The following is a 23,661-nucleotide window of genomic DNA, read 5'->3' on the forward strand; positions in this document are numbered from 1 at the left end:
GTCCCCGGCCGCCCCGCCCCAGCCCCGTCGCGCGGCCGGCCGCGGCGGGGCCCCCCCGCCCCCCGCGCCCCGCCACAACACGCGCGAGCCCCCCACCAACCCACCACCCCCGCGCGCCCCGTCCGGCGCCGCGCGGACTTGTTCACCTCAAGTGGGACCTACCCGTGCGAGCCGCTGCCCTGGGTGCAGGGCGTCGGGTTCCCCTCGGTCGCGCACGGCGAACCGCTCGGGGTCTCCGACGGCGACGGAGTGTCGGACGGCGTCGGGGTCGGGGTCGGCGTGGGGGTCGGCGTCGGGGTGGGCGTCGGCGTGTCCTCGGTCGGTGTCGGCGTCGGCTTGCCCGTCGGCGGCTTCGTCGGCCGGGTCGGGCGGTCGGTCGTCGGCGGCGTCGGTTCGACCGGCGACGGGATCGACGTCTGCATCGGCTCGGTCGGCTTCACGGTCGCCTTGGTGTCGTCCGGTACGTCGGGCACGTCGCGCGGGTCGACCTTGCGCTCGGCGTTGCCCAGCGGCTTCGCGGCCGACAGGTTGCCCTTCGCGTTCGGGATCAGTACGGCGCTCTTGCTGTACACCCGCATCCAGCGCAGCACGGTCGCCACGAAGTCCTTGGAGTGCTGGTACCGCAGCAGGGCCGCGACCAGGTCGCGCGGGCGCTTCAGGTCGTCGCCCTCGGAGCACAGGTAGACGGCGACCGTGGTCACCGCGTCGTACACGTTGTTCGGGTTGCGGAAGCTGTCACCGTTGCCGTCGGCGCCGAACTCGCTCCAGACGCCCGGGACGATCTGCATCGGGCCGACCGCACGGTCCCAGACCCGGTCGGCGTCGTACCGGCCGCGGTCGGTGTCGGGGATCTTGCCCAGGCCTGCCCGGCCGTTGAGCACCGGGCCGAGCAGCTTGCCGCGGGTGGTGCCGGCGACGTCGACGCGGCCGCCGCTGGCGTGGTTGGACTCGACCTTGCCGATCCCGGCCAGCAGGGGCCAGGTGAGGCCGCAGTTCGGCCGGACCACGGCGAGATTCGCGGTGGCGCGGCGGTAGGCGGGGAAGACCCCGCGGGGGATGCCGTTCACGGCGTTCGGCCGGCCGGGACGGACGACCGAGCGGCCGTCGGTGGCCCCTTGGACGGGGACGTCGGCACGGGCGGGCTTGTCCGATCCGATCCGGCCGTCCACTCCGGGACGCTGCGGAACGATCATCGTCAGTTCGTCGAATTCACCGCTGTTCAGTCCGGCTCCAGGCGATGGGGCGACCGGGCTGTCCGCCGCGAGCTGGCCGGAGGCACCGGCTCCGCCCGAGGCGACTGTCACGATGGCCCCCACCAGGAGGGGGGCCGTGCACAGTGAAGCGATGATTACTTTGACCCGACGGTTTCCACTACGGGTTAGGCGCATAGACCCCTCAACGATCGATGCGCCAGAAAGTTATCGAGATCTGACGGAAAGTTAACGTAGCCGTCGGCCCGTCAGCCGGCGGAGGCTCGGCGGACGGGTTCAGGGGCTCGATCGTCGTCCGAGTACCGTACAGGTCCGTCCGGCGGGGGCGCCAATCGGTCTCGTTCCACCCCGGGGCCGCACCATCCCGGCCGGTTCCATGATCGGCCATGCTCGGGCCGACTCCATGCCTAGCCACCCTGGGGGCAGCCGGGCCTGCCGACACTCGACCGCGTCACCAGCAGCCCACTTGCCCACGTCCCACCGCGGGCTTCACCGGTTACTGCGGTGCTGCCGAGGAGCCTTGGAGTAGGCCCCGGTCGTGTGCGCCGGGCGTGCGACGAACTGGTGAGCAGTACCGCGGAGTGCGGCTGGGGTGAAGCCCGGCGGGTGTCGACGTGCACCACTGATCAACCCGTCTGATGAGGCCTCCGCGCAGGCTCGCTGAGCGTGGCTGGATGAGGGTGCGGATGGTTGGACAGTGGTGGGCGTCGGCGGGGAAGCAGTCCACCTGCGATCGAACTGCCTCAATCGGCGGACCCGGTCGCGAGGGCCGAGCGCGAAGCGGGCACCGGTCATGCGGGCCGAGCGTAGAGCGGCCCCCGATCGTGCGGATCAGGCGCGAAGCAGGCTCGGGTGCTGCTGGACCCGCTTCAGGGCCGGCACTACCGATGCCCCGCGCAGCCCGAGCGCCCGATCGAACTCAGTTGGCGGGTTTCGGGGCCTCGTCCGGTGTCGCGTTGTTGTCCGGGGCCTCGGTCGCCGCGCAGTTCGGGTCCGGGGTGGCCGTCGGCGTCGGGGTGGGCGTCGCGGTCGGCGTCTCCTCCGGCGTACAGGTCGGCTCGCCGGTCGGCGTCGTCGTCGGGGTGTCGCTCGGCGTCGGCGTCGGGGTGGGAGTCGGCGTCGGGGTCGGCGTCGGGGTCTCGGTGTCCTGGGTGTTCGTCGGCGTCGGCGTGGTCGGGGTCAGCGTCGGCGGCGTCGGCTTGGTCGGCGGCTTCGGCGTGTTCGTCCACGGCGGCAGCGAGGTCGGCGGCTTGGTCGGCAGCGACGTCGGCGCCGTGGTCGGCGTCAGCGTCGGCGACTTGGTCGGCTGCGTCGGCCGGGTGGTCGGCTGCGTCGTGCTCGTCGTCGCGCTCGGCTTCGGCGTACTGTCGTCGTCGCCCGGGACCTGGCGCGGGTCGTCGTCCTGCTGGACGTTGCCGTCGTCACCGGACGGCGGGGTGATCACGTTGTCGTCGTCCGGCGTGGTGATCGTCGAGTTGCTGTACGACTTCATCCAGCGCAGCACCGTGGACACGTAGTCCATCGAGTGGTTGTAGCGCAGCACCGCCTCGACCAGGCCCTGCGGGCTGCTCAGGTCGGCGTTCGCCGCGCACAGGTAGTCGGCCGCGGCCCGCGACGCGTCGAACACGTTGTGCGGGTTCTTCACGCCGTCGCCGTTGCCGTCGGCCCCGAAGCCCTTCCAGGTCCCCGGGATGAACTGCATCGGCCCGACCGCCCGGTCCCACTGCGCGTTGCCGTCGTACTGGCCGCCGTCGGTGTCCGCGATCGCGGCCATCCCCGGCCCGCCGTCGAGCACCGGCCCGAGGATCTGCCCACGCGTGTTCCCAGCGGCATCGACCCGGCCGCCGGAGGCGTGCGCCGACTCGACCTTGCCGATGCCGGCCAGCAGCGGCCAGGTGATGTGGCAGCCCGGCTTCAGCGCCGCGAGGTCGTTCGCCGCCTTCTGGTACGCCGCCAGCACCGTCCCCGGGATCCCCGAAACCGCTCCGCTCGGGCCGATCACCGGCTGCTGGTTGTTGTTCGTCGTCCCGGTCACCGGGACCTCGATCGTCGACTTCTTCTCCGACGGGATGCTGCCGTCGACACCGGGCTGGTTCGGCACGTCCTCGACCAGGTCGTCGAAGACCGAGTCCTGGCGCGGCTGGCTGAGCGCGTGCGCGTCGACCACGAAGGTGTTCGACGGTCCGCCGGCGACGAACACGGCGACCATCGCGGCCGGCGGGGCAAGACAGATCCACGTCGCGGTCAACTTGCCCCGCCACGTGTCGAGATCCTTGAACTGCCGCCTCATCCGAACCCGTTTCCTCGACGTGTTCTGCAGTACCCCCGTGCTCCGGGAGCAGGGACGATCTTAACCGGTGACCCGTCAGGCACAACCGGTCACGGTGAGTCCCCACTGCCCGAACAACCGCTGCCGGCCCTCGTACGACGTACTGGCGCCCGTCGTACCGCCGGCTCCCCCGCGAGGCGAAACCCCGCAGGATCACCGTACGTCACCAGCACCGGCGGCCGCACCCTCCGCCGAAGAATTGGCTACTTGTTCTTGTCGTCGCCGTCGAGCAGGTTCTTGAACGCGTCCGGGAGCTCGAAGTTGCTGTTCCCGAGCTGGCCACCGAACGCGGCCGGCAGCTCACCCGGAGCGGCCGGCTCGGCCGGCTGGCCCGGGCCCTTGGCGCGCTTGGCCGGGTTCCCCGAGCCGCGCTTCGGCTTGCCCTTCTTGGCCTGCTGCTTGCCCTTCTTGCCGCCGCCCATCCCCGGCATGCCCGGCATCCCGGGCATCCCCGGCATGCCCTTGCCGCTGGCCATCGCCGACATCATCTTGCGGGCCTCGAAGAACCGCTCGACCAGGCCGCTGACGGTGGCCACCTCGGTCCCGGAACCCTTCGCGATCCGGGCCCGGCGGGAGCCGTTGATGATGTGCGGGTCGTTGCGCTCGGCCGGGGTCATCGAGTGGATGACCGCCTCGATCCGGTCGATCTCGCGCTCGTCGAAGTTCTCCAGCTGGTCCTTGAACTGGGCCGCGCCCGGCAGCATCCCGAAGATCTTGGTCAGCGGGCCCATCTTGCGCACCGACTGCATCTGGGCGAGGAAGTCGTCCAGGGTGAACTCCTTGCCACCCTTCTTCTGCAGCTTGGCCGCGGTCTTGGCCGCCTGGTCGGCGTCGAAGGTCCGCTCGGCCTGCTCGATCAGGCTCATCACGTCGCCCATGCCGAGGATGCGCGAGGCCATCCGGTCGGGGTGGAAGACGTCGAAGTCCTCGAGCTTCTCGCCGTTCGAGGCGAACATCACCTGGCGGCCGGTGACCTGCGCGATCGACAGCGCCGCACCACCGCGGGCGTCGCCGTCCAGCTTGGACAGTACGACGCCGTCGAAGCCGACGCCGTCCAGGAAGGCCTGCGCGGTGGTCACCGCGTCCTGACCGATCATCGCGTCGACGACGAACAGGATCTCGTCCGGCGTCACCGCGTCGCGGATGTCCGCGGCCTGCTTCATCAGCTCCTCGTCGACACCCAGCCGGCCGGCGGTGTCGACGATCACGACGCTGTGCTGCTTGGTCCGGGCCTCGTCCATCGCCTGCTTGGCCACCTGGACCGGGTCACCGACGCCGTTGCCCGGCTCCGGCGCGAACACCGGTACGCCGGCGCGGTCGCCGACCACCTGGAGCTGGGTCACCGCGTTCGGGCGCTGCAGGTCGGCCGCGACCAGCATCGGCGTCTGGTGCTTGACCTCCTTGAGCCACTTGGCCAGCTTGCCCGCCAGCGTGGTCTTACCGGCACCCTGCAGACCGGCCAGCATGATCACCGTCGGCGGCCGCTTGGCCATCCGCAGCTCACGGGTCTCGCCACCGAGGATCTTGACCAGTTCCTCGTTGACGATCTTGATCACCTGCTGCGCCGGGTTCAGCCCACCGCGCACCTCGGCCCCACTGGCCCGCTCCTTGACGGCAGCGATGAACTCCTTCACCACCGGCAACGCGACATCGGCCTCCAGCAACGCGATCCGGATCTCCCGGGCGGTCGCGTCGATGTCGGCGTCGGTCAGCTTGCCCTTGCCCCGCAAGTTCTTGAACGCACCAGAAAGCCGATCGGAAAGCGTGTCGAACACAGCAAAGTCCGTTTCTTCAGTCCAACCCAGACAACTCGACGAGTCTACCGGCCGGTCCGGGGCGCCCGAACCTGTGGATAACTCCCGCGCCCGGTCGGCCGGAATCACTACGGTGAAACCACACACCCGGCCGCGATCAGAGACGGACAGCGATGGACTCCCTCACCTTCAGGAACCAACTCCTTGCCCGGCAGATTCTGCTGGGTGAGCAGCTGGCGGAGCTTCTCGTGCAGGCGCAGGAGGATCTGTACGAGGTGCTGCCAGAGCTCGAGACCGAGGACGAGCGGCGCGAGGCGGCCGCGCTCGTGCAGGAGATGCCGCAGTCGCTGGCGTCCTACCTGAAGCCCCGGAGCCGAGCGCGAATGCTGGCCGAGCAGGCGATCAGCAAGGCGCTCCCCGGTGCGATCGGGATCGACCAGAAGCTGGCCGGCATCGAGTCCGCCCGCAAGCGGGTCTGGGAGCTGGCCGAAACCGCCGGCGAGGAAGCCAACGAGATCCGCTGGATGACCCGCGGCTTCGACTGCACCGAACGCGACCTCCGCGATGACGAGGTCCCCTGGGCCCACGAGAACGTGAGCATGTACCAACCCACCCTGGAGGAGAGCCTGACCCGGCGCCTGTGGGCGACAGCCGATCCGTACCGCCTCCCAGTCCCAACCGAAGGAACACCCGCACCGGCCGACGTCCCGACGTTGACTTCGGCGCACTCCGAGACACGCTCGGTCGAGCCTCCGAAACCGCCTCCGGAGTGATTCTCTGTTCGGGACGCGAGGGTTGTGGACAGAGGTCGGCGACCCGGGCGCCGGTTCGGATACTTTGCGGGAGCCAGGAGATGCATAGTGAAGGAGGTTCGGGCTGATGCCGCTTGATGCTCAGGTGTTCACGATGGCGTTCGCGCGGGCGCGGGAGCGGCTGGAGCAGGCGGGCGACGTCGCGGCCGAGCAGGCGCAGCTGCGAGCGCTGGTTCCGGACGACTCTTCCGACGAGGACAAGCAGTGGACGGCGATCCTGATCGAACGCCTCGGCAAACCGCCTGCCGCGGCACCGCCGCGGAGCGCGCTCTTCGAGGAGGCGGCCTCGATCCACGCGGAGGCGTTCACGGCGGAGGGGGACCCGGACGCGAAGATCGCGGCCGCCCGTGAGGCTCGACGGCGGATCTTCGCGCTCGCCGAGCAGGCGGACGAGGCGGAAGCCGCTGACATCCGGGCGATGACCCGGCCGCTCGAGCACTGGGAGAACGACCTGCTCGATCCGCCGTGGCCGATCGAGGGGTCACCCGGACAGGACGGGTGAGCGATGGGCGGCGGTGATCCGGTCGTTCCTCGCGACTCCGCCGTCCACCGGGAGTTCGTTCGGCTGTACGGCGTCGCGCAGCGGATCGCCCCGACGGCGGTCGACCGGTGGAGCGGCGTACTGCGCGCCACGCACACGCCACCCGGCGAGCTGCCGAGGTGGGGTGCGTTCGATCCGAAATCGGGCGACATCACGTTGTCGGCCGAGCTGGTGCTGCCGTACCTGACCGGACCGGGTTCCGGAGCGGCCGGCCCCGCGCAGGGGCAAGCGCTGGCGACGGTTCTCCACGAGGCGACGCACGCCGGCATGGAGATCGATGCACCGGACGATCCGAACGCCGTCCGCACCGCGGAGTCCCTCGGGTTGATCGAGGCGTTCGCCGAGTACCGCGCGGTCGAGCAGTTCGAGACGTTCGCGGTCGCCGCCGGATATCCGGACGCCTACCTCGTCACCCCGCAGTACCCGGGCTGGTACTCGGCGATGGACGACCTTGTGCGGCAGGTCTCCGGGCCGGCGAAGGATCGTGCCGCTTTGCTCGCCGAGGCGATCCGCGGTCCCGGTGCCTTGCATTTCGACCAGCTCGCCGACAGCGTCGTCAAGAATCGGCTGACCCACGACGTACCCGCCAACGCGATCGACCAGCGGGCGGCTCGCGCGGCGCTCATCCCGGCGATGACGCACCGGCTGTGGCCGGCGCTGCGGCACCGGCCGGCTGAGTCCGGCCTGATGGTCGCCGGCGAGATCCGGCAGCACCTGGACGCCGCGGTGGACGCGATTCGGCACTACTACAGAGGCGCTCCGGACCGGCCGTACCCATCGAGTCCGTCCAACCTGGCAGCAGTCCACACCGAGCCGCTGATTGCTGAGGGCAACAAACTGGCGGCGCTGCCGCCGCCTGTGGCGCGGGATCGGGTGGACGGGCCGGTGCGGGGCGGTTGGGTACCGACGGCGGGAGCCGCGAGCGGACGCCCGGTGGTCGAGCCGGTGGAGGGGCGTCCTGCGGTCGCGCCCGCAGGTGGGCAGTCGGCAGTTGGAGCCACGAGTGGGGGCCTAGGGGTTGCGCCCGCAGGTGCTCGGGCGGCCGAGGTCAGTGGCTCAGCGGCAGGTGAGGGTGTGGGCCGGGGCGAGGTCGGCGGGGCTGCGGAGAGCGACGCGATGGTGCCTGGGAAGGCGGCGTCGGGTGGGGTGGAGATGCGGTTCCTGGATGGAGTCGCGGGGGCGGCCGGCGCAGTACGGAAGGCGCCTGTGTTGGGGCAGGGAGCTCGCGGGGTGAGGGCGGAGGGGCGTCAGCGCGGAGGTGAAGGGCGGTCGGGCGTGGAGCGTTGACAGGGGGATGAGGGGCCGTGAGGATTAACCGCTAAATGTCGGGCTAGCGGTTAGGGGTGGGATGTGATGAAGCAGCGGGTTGTGGTGGATGGGCCTTCGAACCTGGGGTTGCGGCCGCCGGCGGTGGGGGTGGTGCCGGGGTGTTACAAGTTGGCGGGGGCGGTTCGGGATCTGGGGTTTCTGGGGCGGATCGGGGCGGTCGACGGTGGGTGTGTGACGCCGCCTCGGTACGACCGGGGGGACTGGGCGCCTGGGGACGGGGTGTTCAACGCGGCCGGGATTGCGGCGTACAGCTTGCGGGTGGCTGAGCGGGTGGGGCGGCTGGTGGACGACGGGAACTTCGTGGTGCTGCTGGGTGGGGAGTGCAGCAACCTGCTGGGGCCTGCGGTGGCGTTGCGGCGGCGGGGGCGGTTCGGGGTGGTTTATCTGGATGGGCACTCGGACTTCAGGACTGTGGAGAACTCGGGGCACGTGGGGGCGGCCGGCGGGGAGGCGCTGGCGTTGGTGACCGGGCGGGGGCAGGCGGATCTCACAGATCTCGAGGGGTTGTCGCCGTATGTACGGGACAGCGACGCCGCGTCGGTGGGGATTCGGGAGGACGACTCGGACCGGGAGGAGATGCTGGCGGCGGGGATCGGGGTTTGGCCGGCGGCTTCCATCGGGGCGGGGACCGCGGGTGAGGTGCTGGAGCGGATGCGGGGGCTCGACGGATTCTGGGTGCATCTGGATGTGGACATCCTCGACGCGTCGGTGATGCCGGCGGTGGACAGTCCGGATCCGGGTGGGATCGGGTACGACGAACTGGTGGCGCTGCTCAAGCCGTTGCTGCAGGCCGACGGGTGCGTGGGGATCGACATCGGGATCTTCGACCCGGATCTGGATCCGGACGGGAAGTACGCGGTGGAGCTGACGGACGCGCTCGTCGCCGCGCTGACGTGAGGAAGGCCCCACCCGGGCCGCCATGCGCGGGTGGGGCCGACAGTGGCGAGCCGAGAACTCGCTACTGCTCGACCGGGGGCTGCAGCCACCTGACAGCTGCCGCCGATCGAGGACCGGTCGGCTGACCGACCGAGAACAGGTCAGCCGGACCGGCGTCTGGGATCTTCAGCGCTCGCCGCATCGAAGGAGATCAGCGCTCCGATGGACGCCCGAGGCGGTCAGCTGAAGGAGACCGGGATGTAGACGTCGCCGGAGCGGTCGTTGGCGGCGAAGTGGTCGCGGCGGGAGACGATCGCGCAGGTGATGTCGGGGTCGCTGCAGTCCAGGCCGGAGTTGGTTTCGGCGATCCGGATCTGGGCGGTGAAGGTGCCGTTCGCGGCGATCGGGTACGACGCGCTGCCGCCGAGCGGGCTGTTGGTGACCCAGGCGGACGGGCCGACCGTCGTACCGCCCTGACCGTCGCCGCCCGCGCACGGGCTGGGCTTGGTGCCGTAGCTGTAGTCGGACGGGACCGCGCAGAGCGCGACGTAGTACCCCTGGCTCGGGCTGTACCCGCTGCCGGTGACGGTGATCGTCTCGCCGGCCGCGGCCAGGACGGTCGCGTTCGACGCGGTCAGGGTCTTGCCGAGGTTGCTCGCGCTACCGGGTGCGGCGTGGGCGGGGGTGACCAGACCGGCGGCCAGCGCGGTGGCGGCCGCCAGGGTCAGGACGGTACGACGGATCATCGGGGCGAAATCCTCTCGTCTGAAGTTAGGTTAGGTTTACCTAACTAACGCGCTCAGACTAAGGCCCGACCGGCCGGGAAAGCCAGCCTCATTCCCAGACCGCGGGCAGCCCGTGCGGCGCCGCGTGACCGAGAACACGCCGTACGCCGGTCGGCCAGACCTGCAGCACGATCAGGAACTCGTACGCCGCCTCCGGCGTCCGCCGCATCGGCTCCAGGCAGAGCCGCGCGAGCGGCGCCGACTCGGTGGCCCGCTCCCCCAGCGCCGCGATCGCGGCGTCGGCGACGATCTGGTCGTCGCGGGTCAGGTACTGCCACATGACGGAGTGCCAGACGACGGTGACGTGCCCCTCGGAGAGCTCGAGGTTGCGCAGGAAGGAGAGGGCGTCCTCGCGGTGCACGTCGGCGGGGACCACGCGGGCGACCTCGAGGGCGCCGCGCAGGCGGGCGAGGCGCTCGGTCATGTCCGGCCAGACGTACGACGTGAGCGTGAGCGCGCCGTCCTCGGTGAGCGGGTTGACCGGGTTGATGTCGCTGCCGACGCGTTCGGCGATCCGGAGGTCGGGGGCGGGGACGATCGGGCGGCCGGACCAGGCGTCGGTGAAGACGACGGGGCTGTCGGGTGCGCCGAAGATCGTGGGGGTGTCGGTGGTGCTGACTTGGGAGGTTTCGGGGGCGGGACCTGGGCGGGAGGCGGGGGCCGGGTCGGTGGTGCTGACTTGAGAGGTGTCTGGGCCGGACACCTCGTACCGGAAGTGGTCCGGGCGCAGGTTGAGGCCGCCGCTGGCGCCGATCTCGAACAGGCGGACGGGGAGCGGGACAGCCTCGTGCAGCCGGAGGAGGCCGCCGTACAGGGCAGTCGAGCGGCCGACCTCGTTGGTCTGTGGTGGCTGGGTCAGCAGGCTCTGCAGCTCGGCGCCGCGCGACAGGAGGACCTGTTCGAACGCCTCCCAGCCCAGGACCGGGTCCCACTCGCCGCCGGTGCTCGGGTAGAAGACAGCGAGCTCCGGCGCCTCGCCGGCGAGCACCAGTCGATGCACCGAGCCCAGCAACCGCAGCGCGAGCGCTGACGGACCAGGGTCCTGCTCGTGCCCGGCGAGCACCCGGGTGCTGACTCCGCCGAGCTCGTAGTCGTCCACGAGCCGGCGGAGCAGGTCGGCGTACAGGGGCGAGCCGAGCTCTTCGCACGCGGTCGCCTGCAGTTGAAAGGCTTCTACGACATCCACACCGCAGACACTAAGAGGTCAGGCGATCCAGCACTGTCTTGGCTGTCACCCGCGCGTCCTCTTCCTCCAGCGGGGAGCCGTGGGAGTCCGTCAGGTAGAACACGTCGACGCACTCGGCGCCGAGCGTTCCGACGTGCGCGGAGCGGATGTCGGCGCCGGTGGCGGCGATGGCTGCGGTGACGTCGTAGAGCAGGCCGGGGCGGTCGTGCGCCCGTACCTGCAGCACTGTCGCGGTCTCCGACGCGCCTGGCAACAGGTCGACTCGCGCAGCAGGGCCGCGACGGGCGACAGAGTCCCGGGCGGTTAGGCGGCGTACCAGGTCGCTGCTGTCGCGCAGAGCCACCGCCAGGCGGTCCCGGAGCCGCACGGGATCAGGAGCAGACCCCGCGACAGTCCACGACGAGATACCGAGGCCCTCGACGGAGGTGATCACCGCAGACCGCACAGCGAGCCGCTCAACAGCCAGTACGGCGGCAACCGTCGACAGCGTCCCCACCTGGTCAGGCACAGCCACGTTGACCCGCAGCTCTCCATCAGACACCGAAGACACTGCAACGCCCAGCCGCCCAACGCCAACGACCTGATGCAGCTCCGGCAACGGCAGCGGCGGCGCCTCGCTCCACAGCGACGCCCCTCCCCCGGACAGCTCGCCACGCACCCGCCGAGCCAGCTCCCCCACCAGCCGCATCCGCCACGGCGACGAGGCAGCTGGACCAGCAGCACGCGCATCGGCGTACGTCAGCGCTTCCAGCAGATCCAGCGTCTCCGTGTCCCCGACAATCCCCACCACCAGGTCCACAGTCATCGGGTCGTCCAGGTCCCGCCGCGTCGCCACCTGCGCGAGCATCAGATGCTGCCGCACCAGCAGCGTGATCGTTGAAACGTCGGCCGAGCTGAAGCCCAGCCGGCGGGCGATCACCTCAGCGATAGCAGCACCGGTCACGCTGTGGTCCCCCTCGACCGCCTTGCCCAGGTCGTGGATCAGCGCGGCGACCAACAGCAGGTCCGGACGCCGTACGTCGCGCACCATCGTGGACGCCTCGACACAGGTCTCCAGGAGGTGCCGGTCGACCGTGTAGCGGTGGATGGCCGACTGCGGCGGCCGGAAACGCACGCTGTCCCACTCCGGTAGCAGCCGGGAGATGTACCCGGTCTGGTCCATCGTCTCCCACACCTCGAGCAGCCCCGGCCCAGCGCCCAGCAGCGCACAGAACAGCCGCCGCGCCTCACCCGGCCATGGCTCCGGTAGCTCAGCAGCAGTAGCAGCCAGCCGTGCCGAGACAGCAGGCGACAGCACCAGCTCCCGCTCGGCAGCAACCGCAGCAGCGCGCAGACCGAGCGCAGCGTCCCGCTCCGGCCGAGCGTCAGGCATCAGCACGACCTCCCCCTCGTGCTGGCCGACCCCCTCGTCCAGCGCGAGCAGCAACGGCCCGCCCGTACGCCGACGCCGCGAGCGAGGCGGTCTGGCCACCAGGCTCTCGATCCGCCGCCAGGACACGTCGCACACGTGCGCGAGCGTCCGGCCGGTCGAATAGACATGCCGCAACAGCTCGTCCCGCCCCGAAAGCCCAAGCCCGGCAGCGACTTCGCGACCGACGTCGGCAACCAACCGGTCGGTTGCCCGACCGGCAGCAGCGTGCAGCTCGTCCCGCACATCCAGCAGGTCCAGCCGGCACCGCTCCACCACCGGGTGCGGTACGTCGACCAGCCACGACGCCACCAACGCCCGCAGCACCACAGCGTCCCGCAGCCCGCCGTACGCCTCCTTGAGGTCCGGCTCGGCCAGGTGCGCCAGCTCGCCCACCGACGACGCCCGGTCCCGGCAGGCCTGCGCCAGCGCCGGCAATCGCGCAGCAGCCGTACGCCGCCAGTCGGCCATCAGCACCGCCCGCAGTCGCAGCGTCAGGTGCGAGTCCCCCGCGACGTGCCGCGCGTCCAGCAGTCCCAGCGCCACCCGGATGTCGTCAGCAGCCGCCTGCCGCGCCTGGTCCAGGGTCCGCACGCTGTGGTCCAGCCTGGTCCGCGAGTCCCACAGCGGGTACCAGATCTGCGCGGCGAGCTCGTCCACCCGTGGGTACCCCTCGACGTGCACGAGCATCACGTCGAGATCGCTGCACGGCGACAGCTCCTCGCGGCCGTAGCCGCCGACAGCGACCAGCGCGACGCCCTCGGCAGGAACACCGAGAGCGTCGCAGGCCTTCGCGAGGAGCAGGTACAGCAGCGCGTCGGCCTCCTCGGCCCGCGCGCGCCGCTGAGCTGCGCGATCCACCATCTACAGTGCGTCTCCGTCGACCTCGCCGGTGCGGACCCGGACGATCGTCTCGACCGGCGTCACCCAGACCTTGCCGTCGCCGATCTTGCCGGTCTGCGCGGCCTTCACGATCACGTCCAGCACGTCGCCGGCGTCACCGTCCTCGACGACGACCTCGAGCCGGACCTTCGGGACCAGGTCCACCTCGTACTCGGCGCCGCGGTAGACCTCGGTGTGGCCCTTCTGCCGGCCGTAGCCGCTGGCCTCGGTGACCGTCATCCCGGTCACGCCGAAGGTCTCCAGCGCGGTCCGGACGTCCTCCAGCTTGTGCGGCTTGACCACCGCGGTGATCAGCTTCATGCGTTCGCACCTTCCTTCTCGGCTGCGTCCTTCTTCGGTGCGTCATCTTCCACGACCGGCGCCGGCGTCCGGACCACCGTCGCCGGGCCGCGCAGGCCGGAACCCGCGGCCAGGAAGTCGTACGCCGTCTCGGCGTGCTCGACCTGGTCGACACCGGTGACCTCGTCGTCCTCGGTGATCCGGAAGCCGATCGTCTTGTCGATCAGCTTGGCCAGGCCGAAGGCGACCACGAACGAGTAGACGCCGACGATCAGGTTGGCCAGCGCCTGCCGGCCGAGCTGCCCGGCACCGCCGCCGTAGAACAGGCCGTCCACCGCGGACGGCGCCGCGGCCGAGCCGAGGAAGCCGATCGCCAGCGAGCCGACCAGACCGCCGACCAGGTGCACGCCGACCACGTCGAGGGAGTCGTCGAAGCCGAGCTTGTACTTGAGCGAGACCGCGAAGGCGCAGATGCCACCGGCAACGACGCCGAGGATCAGCGCGCCGACCGGGGTGACCGCACCGCAGGACGGGGTGATCGCGACCAGGCCGGCGACCGCACCCGAGGCCATACCGAGCGTGGTGGCCTTGCCGTGCCGGATCCGCTCCACGACCAGCCAGCCGATCACGGCGGCGGCGGTGGCGACCTGGGTGTTCACGAAGGTGACGGCGGCCGTCGTACCGGCGGTCAGGGCGGAGCCGGCGTTGAAGCCGAACCAGCCGAACCACAGCAGACCCGCACCCAGTACGACGAGCGGCAGGCTGTGCGGCCGCATCGGGTCCTTGCGCCAGCCGACCCGCTTGCCGAGCACGATCGCCAGAGCCAGCGCGGCCGCGCCGGCGTTCACGTGCACCGCCGTACCGCCGGCGAAGTCGATCGCCTTGATCCCGGTGCCGATGAAGCCGCCGCCGCCCTCGCCGTCGAGGAACCAGACCGAGTGCGCGACCGGGAAGTAGACCAGCGAGGTCCACAGCGCCACGAACACGATCCAGCCCCGGAACGAGGCCCGGTCGGCGATCGCGCCGGAGATCAGCGCCGGGGTGATGATCGCGAACATCAGCTGGAAGCCGACGTAGGCCAGCGTCGGGATGGTCCCGCTGACCGCGTCCGGGGCCATCAGGCCCTTCAGCCCGGCCACCGAGAAGTCGCCGATCACCCCACCGTGGTCACCGCCGAAGGTGAGTGAGTAGCCGACCACCACCCACAGCAGCGTGACGACACCGATGGTGATGGCGCTCATCATCATCATGTTCAGCACGCTCTTGACGCGCACCATGCCGCCGTAGAAGAAAGCCAGGCCCGGTGTCATCAGGAACACCAGGGCGGCACTGACCAAGACCCAGGCGGTATCGCCGGCGTTGATCTCCATCAACGTCATCCCTTCCATCGATCTGTGGTGGCCCGCGTCCTCATCGAGGAGTTCTCCACAACGCCGGGAAGCCCACGCGGCGCCACACCGGACACGGTGTCGGGGCGCGGTTTCAGCCGATCGGTCCGGATGTTTCGGGCGTGTGACAAAGCGGTCGGTCAGGTGACATCCAGGTGACATCGCGTCAGGTGTGGCACTCTGGCCTGACCACACGGGCCGCAGCCGCGCCACTGCGACCGTCCGAGCTGGGGACACGACCGATGGGAACGAACAGCGGGGAGAAACCACGCCGGGGCCGGCCACGGGACCCGGACGCCGAACCGAGGATCCGGCGGTACGCCGTGCAGCTGCTGCTGGAGCGCGGCTTCGACGGCATGACCGTGGACGACGTCGCGGAGGCCGCGGGCGTCGGGAAGGCCACGATCTACCGGCGGTGGGCGAGCAAGGAACAGCTGGCCAACGACGCGCTGGCCGACATGTTCGACGTCGAGATCCCGGACGCCGACACCGGTTCGATCGCGGGTGACCTGCGCCAGGTCTACCGCGACGCGCTGGCGTTCGTGAACCGGGCCGAGGGTGTCGCGCTGGTCCGGCTCGCGGTCACCGAGATGAACCGCGACGAGCAGTTCGCGGTCTTCTACCGCAACTTCCTGCAGCGCCGGGTCGACCAGACCGAGGCGGCGCTGAAGCGGGCCCGGGCGCGCGGTGAGAGCGTCCGGGACAGCGCCGACGCGGTGCTGATGGTGCAGTGGCTGGCCGGGGTGCTGATCATCCGCGCGATGACCGGGGAGCCGATGCCACGGATCGAGGAGGCCGATCACCTGGTGCAGATGACGATGCGCTGCATCGTCGAGTAGTCAGCCGCGCAGTCCGGGGCCGACCGCAACGGCCGGTACCTTCAGCTCGGCCACCCGGCGGACCTGGCCGGTCTCCAGGCTCCAGGCCAGCATCCAGCCGGTCACCTTGAACAGCAGGGTGTCGTTGTCGTACCACCCCAGTACGGCGCAGCAGCCGCGCTCCCGGACCGCGTCCGGCACCGGCCCGCCGGTCGGTGCGGGAGTGGCCGCCGGCGTCTCTCCCAGCACGAGCAGTCGCGACGGCCTGCTGTCCACCGCGGAGACGGCGGCAACCACTTGCGGGCGCGAGGCAACCGTCTGCACCTGCGGCAGGACGTCCGACACGAACGTCCGGGCGGCCAGGTTGCCGTCGGAGAACGTCTGACCCGTCCACCTCTGCACCGGCAGCTGCAGCGGGCTCTGCGCCGTCCAGCCACGCAGGTTGGAGCGCATCAGCACCACCTGGGAGGTGATCCCGTCCAGCCGGTACGGCGCTGTGGCGGCGTCCGGGTCGACGCTGGCCTGGAAGTCCCGGACCTCCTCGGCAGCACCAGGCGCCACCCGGTAGGTGCGCCGCCCGCTGCTCACCAGCATCAGCTCGCGGTCCCCGAACCAGGAGACGCTGCGGATGTCCTGGTCGGGCAGCGGGATCCGCCGTACCGCCGCAGTGGTCGTCTCGACGACTACGACAGCACCTGGTTGGGGGAAGGCCACCAGACGCCCACTGAGAGCTACAGATCCGGCACTGAGAGGTGCGCCGGTGGCAATCGGAGCCAGGTCGAGGTCCACCTCGGACCAGCGGGATGTGCTCGCCAGCAGCAGCGGCCGGAACCTGTCGCCGTTGCGGGCGAGCACGACGGCAGCCACCTGGTCGATCGGCCGCTCGGTGAGCGGAGGCGGGTTGTCCGGGTAGTCGAGCTCGCCACCCATCGGGGTGATCATCCGGTTCAGGTACGGCTCGCTGCCGCCCTGCGGCGCGATCCAGAAGTCCATGCCCGCAATCTGACCGGCCGGTGGCACGTACCCCGGCGGATGCGTCGGTACGACGTCCGGCGGGTGCAGCCCGAACGACGGCCGCTTGACCGCCACCAGCACGCCACCGACCAGCAGCACCAGTACGACGAGCGCCGCGACGAGCACCTGGCTCCGCCGCCGCTTCCGGCGGATCGCCAGGCCGCCCGTCCAGGCGCTGTCGGCCAGGTCCGGTTCCGGCAGCTCACCGACCGCCCGCTCCAGCAGGGGTCTGACGTCCTCGCGCCTCATCTCCGCTCCACCGGGTTCCGCCAGTCGCCCAGCCCGAGGCCGGTGCGGAAGCGGCTGAGGGCGGTCTGGCCGTGCCCGTGGACAGCGGTGTGCGACAGGCTGAGCAGGTCGGCGATCTCGAACTCGGTCAGCTCCTCGTAGTACAGCAGCACGAAGACGGTCCGCTGCACCGGAGTCAGCTCAGCCAGTGCTGACAGGGTGGTGTCGTCGCTGGGCAGCGCCGGCCGCGGCGGGTGCAGGCGCGACAGGGCCGGCTGGTAGAGCAGGCGCTGGACGAACACGTCCGGGTCGTCCGGCCGTCCCCACACCATCGCGAGCCGGCTGAAGGCGTGCAGGAGCAGGGCTTCAGCCCGCGCCTGGTCGCCGTAGACGAGGGCGGCGGTTCGCAGCCACCTGCCCTGCCGCGCATCGACGTACGAGGCGAAATCGGGGTCGATCGAGTCGCGCATCCACCCTCCCGCCTCTATTCAACTCCTCAACTACTGCGCGCGGCCACAGCCAACCGGGTGTCTTCTCCGACCAGGTCGCCGTTGATCGCGGCCCCGGCGGAGAATCCAGCGGCCGCCGAGGTGACCACCTGGCTCATCGGGTCGGTCACGTTGCCCGCTACCCACACGCCAGGGACGCTGGTCGTCCCACTCGGCCCGGCCTCGACAGCGGTCCCGATGGAGATCCCTCTGACCTCCCGCTCGACCGCCTTGAGACCCAGCTCGTCCAGGAAGTCAGCACGCGCCCGCAGGTAGCTCTGGACAGCCAGTGCCTGCCGCGGGATCACCCGGCCGCCCTCCAGCCGTACGCCGGTCAGCTGGTCGTCGCTGACCTCCACCTGCTCCACAACGCCTTGCACCACAGAGATCCCGCGCGCAGCGAGCTCCTCCCACTCCTGCTCGGTCGGGTGCGGTCCGGTGTGCAGGAACAGCGTCACGTCGTCGCTCAGCTGGCGGAACATCATCGTCTGGTGGATCGCCGCCGGCCCGGTCGCCAGTACGCCGATCGCCTGGTCCCGCACCTCCCAGCCGTGGCAGAACGGGCAGTGCAGCACATCCCGCCCGAACCGCTCCGCCAACCCCGGTACGTCGGGCAGCTGGTCGGTCAGCCCGGTGGTGACCAGCAGGCGCCGCGACTCGTACGTCCGGCCATCGGCCGTCTCGACCACGAAACCACCGGCCGCGGAACGGGCGGACACGACCGTGCCGTCGACCACCTCACCGCCGTACCCGGTCACCTCATGGCGGCCGAGCGCGGTCAGCTCCAGCGGCGGGATCCCGTCGCGCGTCAGGAAGTTGTGCACCCCGTCGGCGGGGGCGTTGCGCGGCTCGCCCTGGTCGATCACCAGGACCGACCGGCGGGACCGGACCAGGGGCAGCGCCCCGCTCAGCCCGGCCACCCCGCCGCCGATCACGATCACGTCGTACATCTGCGTCTCCTTCACTAGGTCTGTCCCCAGAATCCGCAGAGTTCTCGAAAATGACAAAGAACTTTGCCAAGATGGCAAGGTGAACGACTTCGACGACGTGCTCGAGGCGGTCGGTCCGCGGTTGCGCCGGCTGCGCCAGGAGCGCGGGACCACACTGACCGACCTCGCGACCTCGACCGGTATCTCGATCAGCACGCTGTCCCGGCTGGAGTCCGGCCAGCGGCGCCCAACGCTGGAGCTGCTGCTGCCGCTGGCCCGGGCGCACCAGGTCCAGCTGGACGAGCTGGTCGACGCCCCGCCGACCGGCGACCCGCGGATCCACGCCCGGCCGATCAAGCGGCACCACGGCGCGATCGTGATCCCGCTCAGCCGGCGGCCGGGTGGCCTGCAGGCCTTCAAGCAGATCGCACCGGCCGGCTGGCCCGGTGGCGAGGTGAAGCAGCAGACCCATGAGGGCTACGACTGGGTGTACGTGCTGTCCGGTCAGCTGCGGCTGGTGCTCGACGACAAGGACTTCATCCTCAAGGAGGGCGAGGTGGCCGAGTTCGACACCAGGATCCCGCACTGGTTCGGCAATCCCGGTCAGCGGCCGGTGGAGATGCTGTGCCTGTTCGGTCCGCAGGGAGAGCGACTGCACGTACGCGCCAAGTCACAGTAGGCTTCCGTCGGCCCGGCAGTAGGACGAGAGGAACCACCTGTGAGCGTCGCGCTCTTCACCCTCGGCGGCACCATCTCCGTGGCCGGCGGCTCGAACCGGTTGACCGGCGCCGAGCTGACGGCGGCAGTGCCGGGGCTGGCCGAGCTGAGTGCACCCCTGGAGGTGCAGGACGTCGAGGCGGTGCCCAGTGGCAACCTGACGCTTGCGACGATGCTGGACGTTGTGGACGCGGCGTCCAAGGCTGTCAGCGCCGGTGCTTCCGGTGTGGTCGTCACCCAGGGCACGGACACGCTGGAGGAGACCGCGTTCGTGGTCGACCAGGTGTGGCCGCACCCGCATCCGTTCGTGCTGACCGGCGCGATGCGCAACCCGACGCTGGCCGGTCCGGACGGCCCGGCGAACCTGCTGGCTGCCGCACGCGTCGCCTGCTCCCCCGCTGCTCGAGACCTGGGCGCTCTGGTGGTGTTCAACGACCAGATCCACGCCGCCCGTTGGGTCCGCAAGACGCACAGCACCAGTACGGCGACGTTCGCGTCGCCCAACGCCGGTCCGATCGGCCACCTGGTGGAGGACCAGGTGCGCATCCTGGCCAAGCCCGCGCGGCAGGACGGCGTACCGGGACGGCCGGAGGCTGCTGAGCTGGACGCTGCCCGGGTAGCGCTCTACACCGTCACGCTGGACGACGACGGGCTGCTGCTGGAAGGGCTGGCCGATACGCACCAGGGTCTGGTCGTTGCGGGCTACGGCGTCGGCCACGTGCCGTCAGCGCTCGCTCCGGTGCTCGGTGCGTTGGCCGAGCGGATGCCCGTCGTACTGACGTCGCGGACCGGTGGCGGCTCGGTGCTCCGCAGCACCTACAAGGCCGTGGGCTCCGAGTCCGACCTCCTCAACAGAGGGCTCATCGACGGCGGCTTTCTCGACCCCTACAAGGCGCGGGTGCTGCTGAAGTTGCTGCTGGCAACAGGTGAGGGCCCGGACGAGATCACTGCGGCTTTCGCGCAGCACCACTGACCGCTGCGGCCTTGAGCGTCAGGTAGTCCCGTTCCGGCAAGCTCGTCGTACGCCGGGCCGCTGCGCGGAAATGCTCCGCTGCGGCCTCGCTGTCTCCCCGCATCTCCTGCAGATGCCCCCGTACGGCGTCCAGCCGGTAGTGCCCGGCCAGCGGCTCGTCCAGCGGCTCCAGCACGGCCAGACCGGCGTCCGCCCCGTCGACCATGGCCACTGCGATCGCCCGGTTGAGCGTCACCATCGGGTTGCCGGACAGCTGCTCCAGCAGGTCGTACAGGCCGAGCACCTGTGGCCAGTCGGTGTCCTCCGGCTTGTCCACCTCGTCGTGCAGCGCAGCGATCGCCGCCTGCAGCTGGTACTCCCCCAGCGGCGGCCGGCCGAACGCATCGACCGCCAGCGCGACCCCTTCGGCGATCAGCTCGCGGTCCCACAGCGAGCGGTCCTGCTCGGCCAGCGGGATCAGCTCGCCGGCCGGCCCGGTCCGCGCGTCCCGCCGGGCGTCGGTCAGCAGCATCAGCGCAAGCAGACCGGTCACCTGGCCGTTCTCCGGCAGCAGCGCGTGCACCATGCGCGTCAGCCGGATCGCCTCCGCCGCCAGGTCGCGGCGGTGCAGCTCCGGGCCGCTGCTGGACGTGTAGCCCTCGTTGAAGATCAGGTAGAGCACGTGCAGCACGTTGCGCAGCCGCTCGTCGTCCTGTGCCAGCTCGAACGACGCGCCCTTGAGCTTCTGCTTGGCCCGGCTGATCCGCTGCGCCATCGTCGACTCGGGCACCAGGTAGGCCTGAGCGATCTCGGTATTGGTGAGCCCACCGACAGCACGCAGCGTCAGCGCGATCGCCGACGCCGCGGTGAGGTCCGGGTGGCAGCACATGAACAGCAGCCGCAGCGTGTCGTCGCTGTCCTCCACCTCCTCAGCCGGTACGTCGCGCTGCGCGGCCAGCTCCTCGCGCTTGCGCCGCGCCTGCTCCTGCCGGATCTCGTCGATCACCTTGCGGTGCGCGGTCTGGATCAGCCACGCCCGCGGGTTGTCCGGTACGCCGTCACGCGGCCAGGTGCGCGCGGCGGCGAGCAGCGCCTCCTGCACCGCGTCCTCGGCCGCGGCGAAGTCCCCGGTCCGCCGGACCACGGCTCCGACCACCCGGGGCGTCAGCTCACGCAGCAGGGACTCCAGCTCCATGCTGCAGGAACCTACCGCCTACGGGTGCCGCCGCACCCGCTCCGGGCTCGCCGTCTCCAGCGGTACGTCCACGGCCGGGATCAGCCCGAGGTGCGTGCTCTGGCGGGACAGCGTCGCGTCGAACAGCCACTCGGTCGCCGTACGGATCCTGTTGCCCGGCATCGAGAGCAGGTGGTAGCCGCGGGTCACCGCCTTGGCCGGGAGCCCACCGAGCGGGATCTGCAGCGGGTTGGCCGCCGCGTCGATCCCGCCAAGGTCCACCACGAAGCCCAGGTCCTTGTGCACGTACGGCTTGCGCTCACCGGTCCCGAACGAGGCGGCGACGTTGTGCGCGGCCCGCCGGCCCTGGCGCTCGGCGTGCTGGGCCGTCATCGGCGTCACCTCACCGGGCCGGGTCAGGTCCGGTACGGCGGCCGCGTCACCGCAGGCGAACACGTCCGGGTGCCCCGGCACGTTCAGGTACTCGTCGACGACGAGGCGGCCCTTCTCGGTCTTCAGGCCCAGCCCCTCGACCACCGGGTCCGGCCGGACGCCCACGCACCAGACCAGCGACATGGTGGAGATCTCGGTCTGGTCGGTCAGCCGGACGCAGTCGTGCTTGACCTCCTCGACCGACAGACCCATCCGGACCTCGACACCACGCTTGCGCAGCACCTTGTCGGCCGTCCGGGACAGGCGCTTGTCCAGCTCGGGCAGCACCCGGTCGGCGATGTCCAGCAGCATCCAGCGCATCCGCTGGTCGCGCAGCCGGGGCCGGTGCTTCTTGAGCAGCTCGGTGAACAGCACGCCGTGCGCGGCGACCTCTGTCCCGGTGTAGCCGGCTCCGACCACGATGAACGTGCAGAGCGCGTCCCGCTCGTCCTGGTCGTCGGTGGCGTCGGCCAGCTCGATCTGCTGGATCAGGTGGTCGCGCAGGAACACTGCCTCCGGGATGCCACGGAAGCCGTGCGCGTGCTCGGCGACACCGGGGATCGGCAGCAGCTTGTTCACGCTGCCGGCAGCGATCACCAGCCGGTCGTACTGCACCGAGCCGGGGTTGCCGACCGGGTCCTCGTACGACACCGTCCGGCTGTCCAGGTCGAGCCCGTCCACCTCACCCAGCACCAGCTGGACGTCGGGCAGCGCCTCGGCCAGCGACACCGTCAGCCGGCGCGGCTCCAGGATGCCGGTGGCCACCTCCGGCAGCAGCGGCACGTACAGGAAGTAGTCGGTCGGGTTGACCAGCACGATGTCGGCCCGGCCCCTGCTGACCCGGCACAACGTCTTGGCCGCGTGGAACCCGGCGAACCCGGCGCCCACGATGACGATCCTCGGTCGGCTCATGTTTCTTGATACCAGATCGGTACCGACCGCAAACCCTCGAAGAGCGCTCAGTCGAGCAACGCGTCCACGAACTGCTCGGGGTCGAACGGCGCCAGGTCGTCGGCGCCCTCGCCGAGCCCGACCAGCTTCACCGGTACGCCGAGCTCGCGCTGCACCGCGATCACGATGCCGCCCTTGGCGGTCCCGTCCAGCTTGGTCAGCACCAGGCCGGTCACGTTGATCACCTCGGCGAACACCCGGGCCTGGGTCAGCCCGTTCTGCCCGGTGGTGGCGTCGATGACCAGCAGCACCTCGTCCACCTCGGCGGTCTTCTCGATCACCCGGCGGACCTTGCCGAGCTCGTCCATCAGACCGGTCTTGGTGTGCAGCCGCCCGGCGGTGTCGATCAGGACGACGTCGGCCTGCTCCTCGATGCCCTGCTTGACCGCGTCGAACGCGATGCTGGCCGGGTCGCCGCCCTCCGGGCCGCGCACGGTCCGGGCGCCGACCCGCTCGCCCCAGGTCTGCAGCTGGTCGGCCGCGGCGGCGCGGAACGTGTCCGCCGCACCCAGCAGCACCTTCTTGTCCTCGGCGATCAGGACCCGGGCCAGCCGGCCGACGGTGGTGGTCTTGCCGGTCCCGTTGACGCCGACCATCAGCATCACCGCGGGCTGGTCGTCGTCCCGGTCGACCTTCAGCGACCGGTCCAGCGACGGGTCGACCAGCGTGATCAGCTCCTCGCGGAGGATCGCGCGGGCCTGCTCACCGCCGACGCCCTCGACCCGGACCCGGGTGCGCAGCCGCTCGACCAGCTCCTGCGTCGGGGTGACGCCGACGTCGGCCGTGATCAGCGTGGTCTCGATGTCCTCCCACGTCTCGTCGTCGAGCTTGTCGCGGGACAACAGCGCGAGCAGACCCTTGCCGAGCGAGCCCTGCGACCGGGCCAGCCGGGAGCGCAGCCGGACCAGGCGGCCCTGCGCGGACTCCGGCTTCTCCAGCGTCGGCAGCTCGGTGTCCTCGAGCGTGCGGGTGGGGGTGTCGCGCGGCTCCTCGGCGTCCTCGCCGACGGTCGGCTCCGCGGTCTCGATCGGCGCGGTCGGAGCGGCCGGCGGCAGCTCACGGGTCCGGCGCCGGGCGACGACCAGCCCGGCGGTTCCGGCCGCGACCAGGACCACGACCACCGCGACGATCGCGATCAGGGCGGCGTCGGCGAGCAT

At 70.8% G+C, this 23,661-nt stretch carries 21 protein-coding genes; 7 read left to right on the forward strand and 14 right to left on the reverse strand.

Annotated elements, in window-relative coordinates:
- Nucleotides 1-158: 158 nt before the first annotated feature.
- The 3 genes from AB0M01_RS32590 to ffh form a co-directional block, all read right to left on the reverse strand.
- Nucleotides 159-1,193, reverse strand: a complete 1,035-nt coding sequence (locus tag AB0M01_RS32590) for a lytic transglycosylase domain-containing protein (RefSeq protein WP_363676321.1) — start codon at nt 1,191-1,193, stop codon at nt 159-161.
- Between the two features lie 937 nt (nt 1,194-2,130).
- Nucleotides 2,131-3,501: a lytic murein transglycosylase gene (locus tag AB0M01_RS32595; RefSeq protein ID WP_363676322.1), complete on the reverse strand. Its 1,371-nt coding sequence runs from the start codon at nt 3,499-3,501 to the stop codon at nt 2,131-2,133.
- 242 nt (nt 3,502-3,743) lie between these two features.
- Complete coding sequence (gene ffh, locus AB0M01_RS32600; RefSeq protein ID WP_363676323.1) at nt 3,744-5,315, reverse strand: signal recognition particle protein; 1,572 nt, start codon at nt 5,313-5,315, stop codon at nt 3,744-3,746.
- Between the two features lie 152 nt (nt 5,316-5,467).
- Here ffh and AB0M01_RS32605 point away from each other — a divergent pair, with 152 nt between their 5' ends.
- From AB0M01_RS32605 to AB0M01_RS32620, 4 genes are all read left to right on the forward strand, one after another.
- Nucleotides 5,468-6,067: a hypothetical protein gene (locus tag AB0M01_RS32605; RefSeq protein ID WP_363676324.1), complete on the forward strand. Its 600-nt coding sequence runs from the start codon at nt 5,468-5,470 to the stop codon at nt 6,065-6,067.
- Nucleotides 6,068-6,173: 106 nt separating this feature from the next.
- Nucleotides 6,174-6,608, forward strand: coding sequence for a hypothetical protein (locus AB0M01_RS32610; protein ID WP_363676325.1), 435 nt, complete (start codon nt 6,174-6,176; stop codon nt 6,606-6,608).
- Nucleotides 6,609-6,611: 3 nt separating this feature from the next.
- Nucleotides 6,612-7,934 carry a hypothetical protein gene (locus tag AB0M01_RS32615; RefSeq protein ID WP_363676326.1) on the forward strand — a complete coding sequence of 441 codons (1,323 nt, stop codon included), beginning with the start codon at nt 6,612-6,614 and terminating at the stop codon, nt 7,932-7,934.
- A 213-nt stretch (nt 7,935-8,147) separates the two neighbouring features.
- Complete coding sequence (locus tag AB0M01_RS32620) at nt 8,148-8,873, forward strand: arginase family protein (RefSeq protein WP_363676327.1); 726 nt, start codon at nt 8,148-8,150, stop codon at nt 8,871-8,873.
- Nucleotides 8,874-9,091: 218 nt separating this feature from the next.
- Here the strand turns inward: AB0M01_RS32620 and AB0M01_RS32625 are convergent, their stop codons facing one another.
- The 5 genes from AB0M01_RS32625 to AB0M01_RS32645 all read right to left on the reverse strand — a co-directional run bounded on the left by AB0M01_RS32625 (nt 9,092) and on the right by AB0M01_RS32645 (nt 14,792).
- The gene (locus tag AB0M01_RS32625) at nt 9,092-9,598 is read right to left on the reverse strand and encodes a hypothetical protein (RefSeq protein WP_363676328.1); all 507 of its coding nucleotides are present in this window, start codon (nt 9,596-9,598) and stop codon (nt 9,092-9,094) included.
- Between the two features lie 88 nt (nt 9,599-9,686).
- On the reverse strand, nt 9,687-10,823 hold the full coding sequence (locus AB0M01_RS32630) for a DUF2332 domain-containing protein (RefSeq protein ID WP_363676329.1): 1,137 nt from the start codon (nt 10,821-10,823) through the stop codon (nt 9,687-9,689).
- Nucleotides 10,824-10,833: 10 nt separating this feature from the next.
- Complete coding sequence (locus AB0M01_RS32635) at nt 10,834-13,095, reverse strand: [protein-PII] uridylyltransferase (RefSeq protein WP_363676330.1); 2,262 nt, start codon at nt 13,093-13,095, stop codon at nt 10,834-10,836.
- Entirely contained in the window at nt 13,096-13,434 is a 339-nt protein-coding gene (locus tag AB0M01_RS32640) for a P-II family nitrogen regulator (protein ID WP_363676331.1), read from the reverse strand. It lies immediately after the preceding gene.
- The gene (locus AB0M01_RS32645) at nt 13,431-14,792 is read right to left on the reverse strand and encodes an ammonium transporter (protein ID WP_363676332.1); all 1,362 of its coding nucleotides are present in this window, start codon (nt 14,790-14,792) and stop codon (nt 13,431-13,433) included. Before AB0M01_RS32645 ends, AB0M01_RS32640 begins: the two co-directional genes overlap by 4 nt.
- 251 nt (nt 14,793-15,043) lie before the next feature.
- Between AB0M01_RS32645 and AB0M01_RS32650 the strand changes: the two genes are divergently transcribed.
- The gene (locus AB0M01_RS32650) at nt 15,044-15,640 is read left to right on the forward strand and encodes a TetR/AcrR family transcriptional regulator (RefSeq protein WP_363676333.1); all 597 of its coding nucleotides are present in this window, start codon (nt 15,044-15,046) and stop codon (nt 15,638-15,640) included.
- On the opposite strand, the gene AB0M01_RS32655 is transcribed toward AB0M01_RS32650, so the two are convergent.
- From AB0M01_RS32655 to AB0M01_RS32665, 3 genes are read right to left on the reverse strand one after another with little or no spacing between them, the layout of a single operon-like run.
- A complete protein-coding gene (locus tag AB0M01_RS32655; RefSeq protein WP_363676334.1) occupies nt 15,641-16,882 on the reverse strand; it encodes a hypothetical protein in 1,242 nt (413 codons plus the stop codon).
- Entirely contained in the window at nt 16,879-17,331 is a 453-nt protein-coding gene (locus AB0M01_RS32660; RefSeq protein WP_363676335.1) for a sigma factor-like helix-turn-helix DNA-binding protein, read from the reverse strand. The genes AB0M01_RS32655 and AB0M01_RS32660 overlap by 4 nt, the downstream gene beginning before the upstream one ends.
- A 26-nt stretch (nt 17,332-17,357) precedes the next feature.
- Nucleotides 17,358-18,299 (reverse strand): NAD(P)/FAD-dependent oxidoreductase, encoded by a 942-nt coding sequence (locus AB0M01_RS32665; protein ID WP_363676336.1) that lies wholly within the window; start codon nt 18,297-18,299, stop codon nt 17,358-17,360.
- Nucleotides 18,300-18,378: 79 nt separating this feature from the next.
- Here AB0M01_RS32665 and AB0M01_RS32670 point away from each other — a divergent pair, with 79 nt between their 5' ends.
- Both AB0M01_RS32670 and AB0M01_RS32675 read left to right on the forward strand, forming a co-directional pair.
- Nucleotides 18,379-18,957, forward strand: a complete 579-nt coding sequence (locus AB0M01_RS32670) for a helix-turn-helix transcriptional regulator (RefSeq protein WP_363676337.1) — start codon at nt 18,379-18,381, stop codon at nt 18,955-18,957.
- Between the two features lie 39 nt (nt 18,958-18,996).
- Nucleotides 18,997-19,968 carry an asparaginase gene (locus AB0M01_RS32675; RefSeq protein WP_363676338.1) on the forward strand — a complete coding sequence of 324 codons (972 nt, stop codon included), beginning with the start codon at nt 18,997-18,999 and terminating at the stop codon, nt 19,966-19,968.
- Here AB0M01_RS32675 and AB0M01_RS32680 read toward each other — a convergent pair.
- The 3 genes from AB0M01_RS32680 to ftsY are packed head-to-tail and all read right to left on the reverse strand — an operon-like array spanning nt 19,940 to nt 23,661.
- Nucleotides 19,940-21,142: a sigma-70 family RNA polymerase sigma factor gene (locus AB0M01_RS32680; RefSeq protein ID WP_363676339.1), complete on the reverse strand. Its 1,203-nt coding sequence runs from the start codon at nt 21,140-21,142 to the stop codon at nt 19,940-19,942. The genes AB0M01_RS32675 and AB0M01_RS32680 overlap by 29 nt on opposite strands.
- Nucleotides 21,143-21,160: 18 nt before the next feature.
- Nucleotides 21,161-22,465, reverse strand: coding sequence for an NAD(P)/FAD-dependent oxidoreductase (locus tag AB0M01_RS32685; RefSeq protein WP_363676340.1), 1,305 nt, complete (start codon nt 22,463-22,465; stop codon nt 21,161-21,163).
- A 47-nt stretch (nt 22,466-22,512) separates the two neighbouring features.
- Nucleotides 22,513-23,661 carry a signal recognition particle-docking protein FtsY gene (gene ftsY / locus AB0M01_RS32690; RefSeq protein ID WP_363676484.1) on the reverse strand — a complete coding sequence of 383 codons (1,149 nt, stop codon included), beginning with the start codon at nt 23,659-23,661 and terminating at the stop codon, nt 22,513-22,515.

Source organism: Kribbella sp. NPDC051770, assembly GCF_040681455.1.
Classification (GTDB): Bacteria; Actinomycetota; Actinomycetes; order Propionibacteriales; family Kribbellaceae; genus Kribbella.

Bases quoted from the DNA above. Each gene is read 5' to 3' on its own strand.
- AB0M01_RS32625 (WP_363676328.1), bottom strand. From the start codon at position 9,598: ATGATCCGTCGTACCGTCCTGACCCTGGCGGCCGCCACCGCGCTGGCC.
- AB0M01_RS32665 (WP_363676336.1), bottom strand. From the start codon at position 18,299: ATGTACGACGTGATCGTGATCGGCGGCGGGGTGGCCGGGCTGAGCGGG.
- AB0M01_RS32590 (WP_363676321.1), bottom strand. From the start codon at position 1,193: ATGATCGTTCCGCAGCGTCCCGGAGTGGACGGCCGGATCGGATCGGAC.
- AB0M01_RS32650 (WP_363676333.1), top strand. From the start codon at position 15,044: ATGGGAACGAACAGCGGGGAGAAACCACGCCGGGGCCGGCCACGGGAC.
- AB0M01_RS32595 (WP_363676322.1), bottom strand. From the start codon at position 3,501: ATGAGGCGGCAGTTCAAGGATCTCGACACGTGGCGGGGCAAGTTGACC.
- AB0M01_RS32640 (WP_363676331.1), bottom strand. From the start codon at position 13,434: ATGAAGCTGATCACCGCGGTGGTCAAGCCGCACAAGCTGGAGGACGTC.
- AB0M01_RS32680 (WP_363676339.1), bottom strand. From the start codon at position 21,142: ATGGAGCTGGAGTCCCTGCTGCGTGAGCTGACGCCCCGGGTGGTCGGA.
- AB0M01_RS32605 (WP_363676324.1), top strand. From the start codon at position 5,468: ATGGACTCCCTCACCTTCAGGAACCAACTCCTTGCCCGGCAGATTCTG.
- AB0M01_RS32610 (WP_363676325.1), top strand. From the start codon at position 6,174: ATGCCGCTTGATGCTCAGGTGTTCACGATGGCGTTCGCGCGGGCGCGG.
- AB0M01_RS32645 (WP_363676332.1), bottom strand. From the start codon at position 14,792: ATGACGTTGATGGAGATCAACGCCGGCGATACCGCCTGGGTCTTGGTC.
- AB0M01_RS32660 (WP_363676335.1), bottom strand. From the start codon at position 17,331: ATGCGCGACTCGATCGACCCCGATTTCGCCTCGTACGTCGATGCGCGG.
- AB0M01_RS32655 (WP_363676334.1), bottom strand. From the start codon at position 16,882: ATGAGGCGCGAGGACGTCAGACCCCTGCTGGAGCGGGCGGTCGGTGAG.
- AB0M01_RS32615 (WP_363676326.1), top strand. From the start codon at position 6,612: ATGGGCGGCGGTGATCCGGTCGTTCCTCGCGACTCCGCCGTCCACCGG.
- AB0M01_RS32685 (WP_363676340.1), bottom strand. From the start codon at position 22,465: ATGAGCCGACCGAGGATCGTCATCGTGGGCGCCGGGTTCGCCGGGTTC.
- AB0M01_RS32635 (WP_363676330.1), bottom strand. From the start codon at position 13,095: ATGGTGGATCGCGCAGCTCAGCGGCGCGCGCGGGCCGAGGAGGCCGAC.
- ftsY (WP_363676484.1), bottom strand. From the start codon at position 23,661: ATGCTCGCCGACGCCGCCCTGATCGCGATCGTCGCGGTGGTCGTGGTC.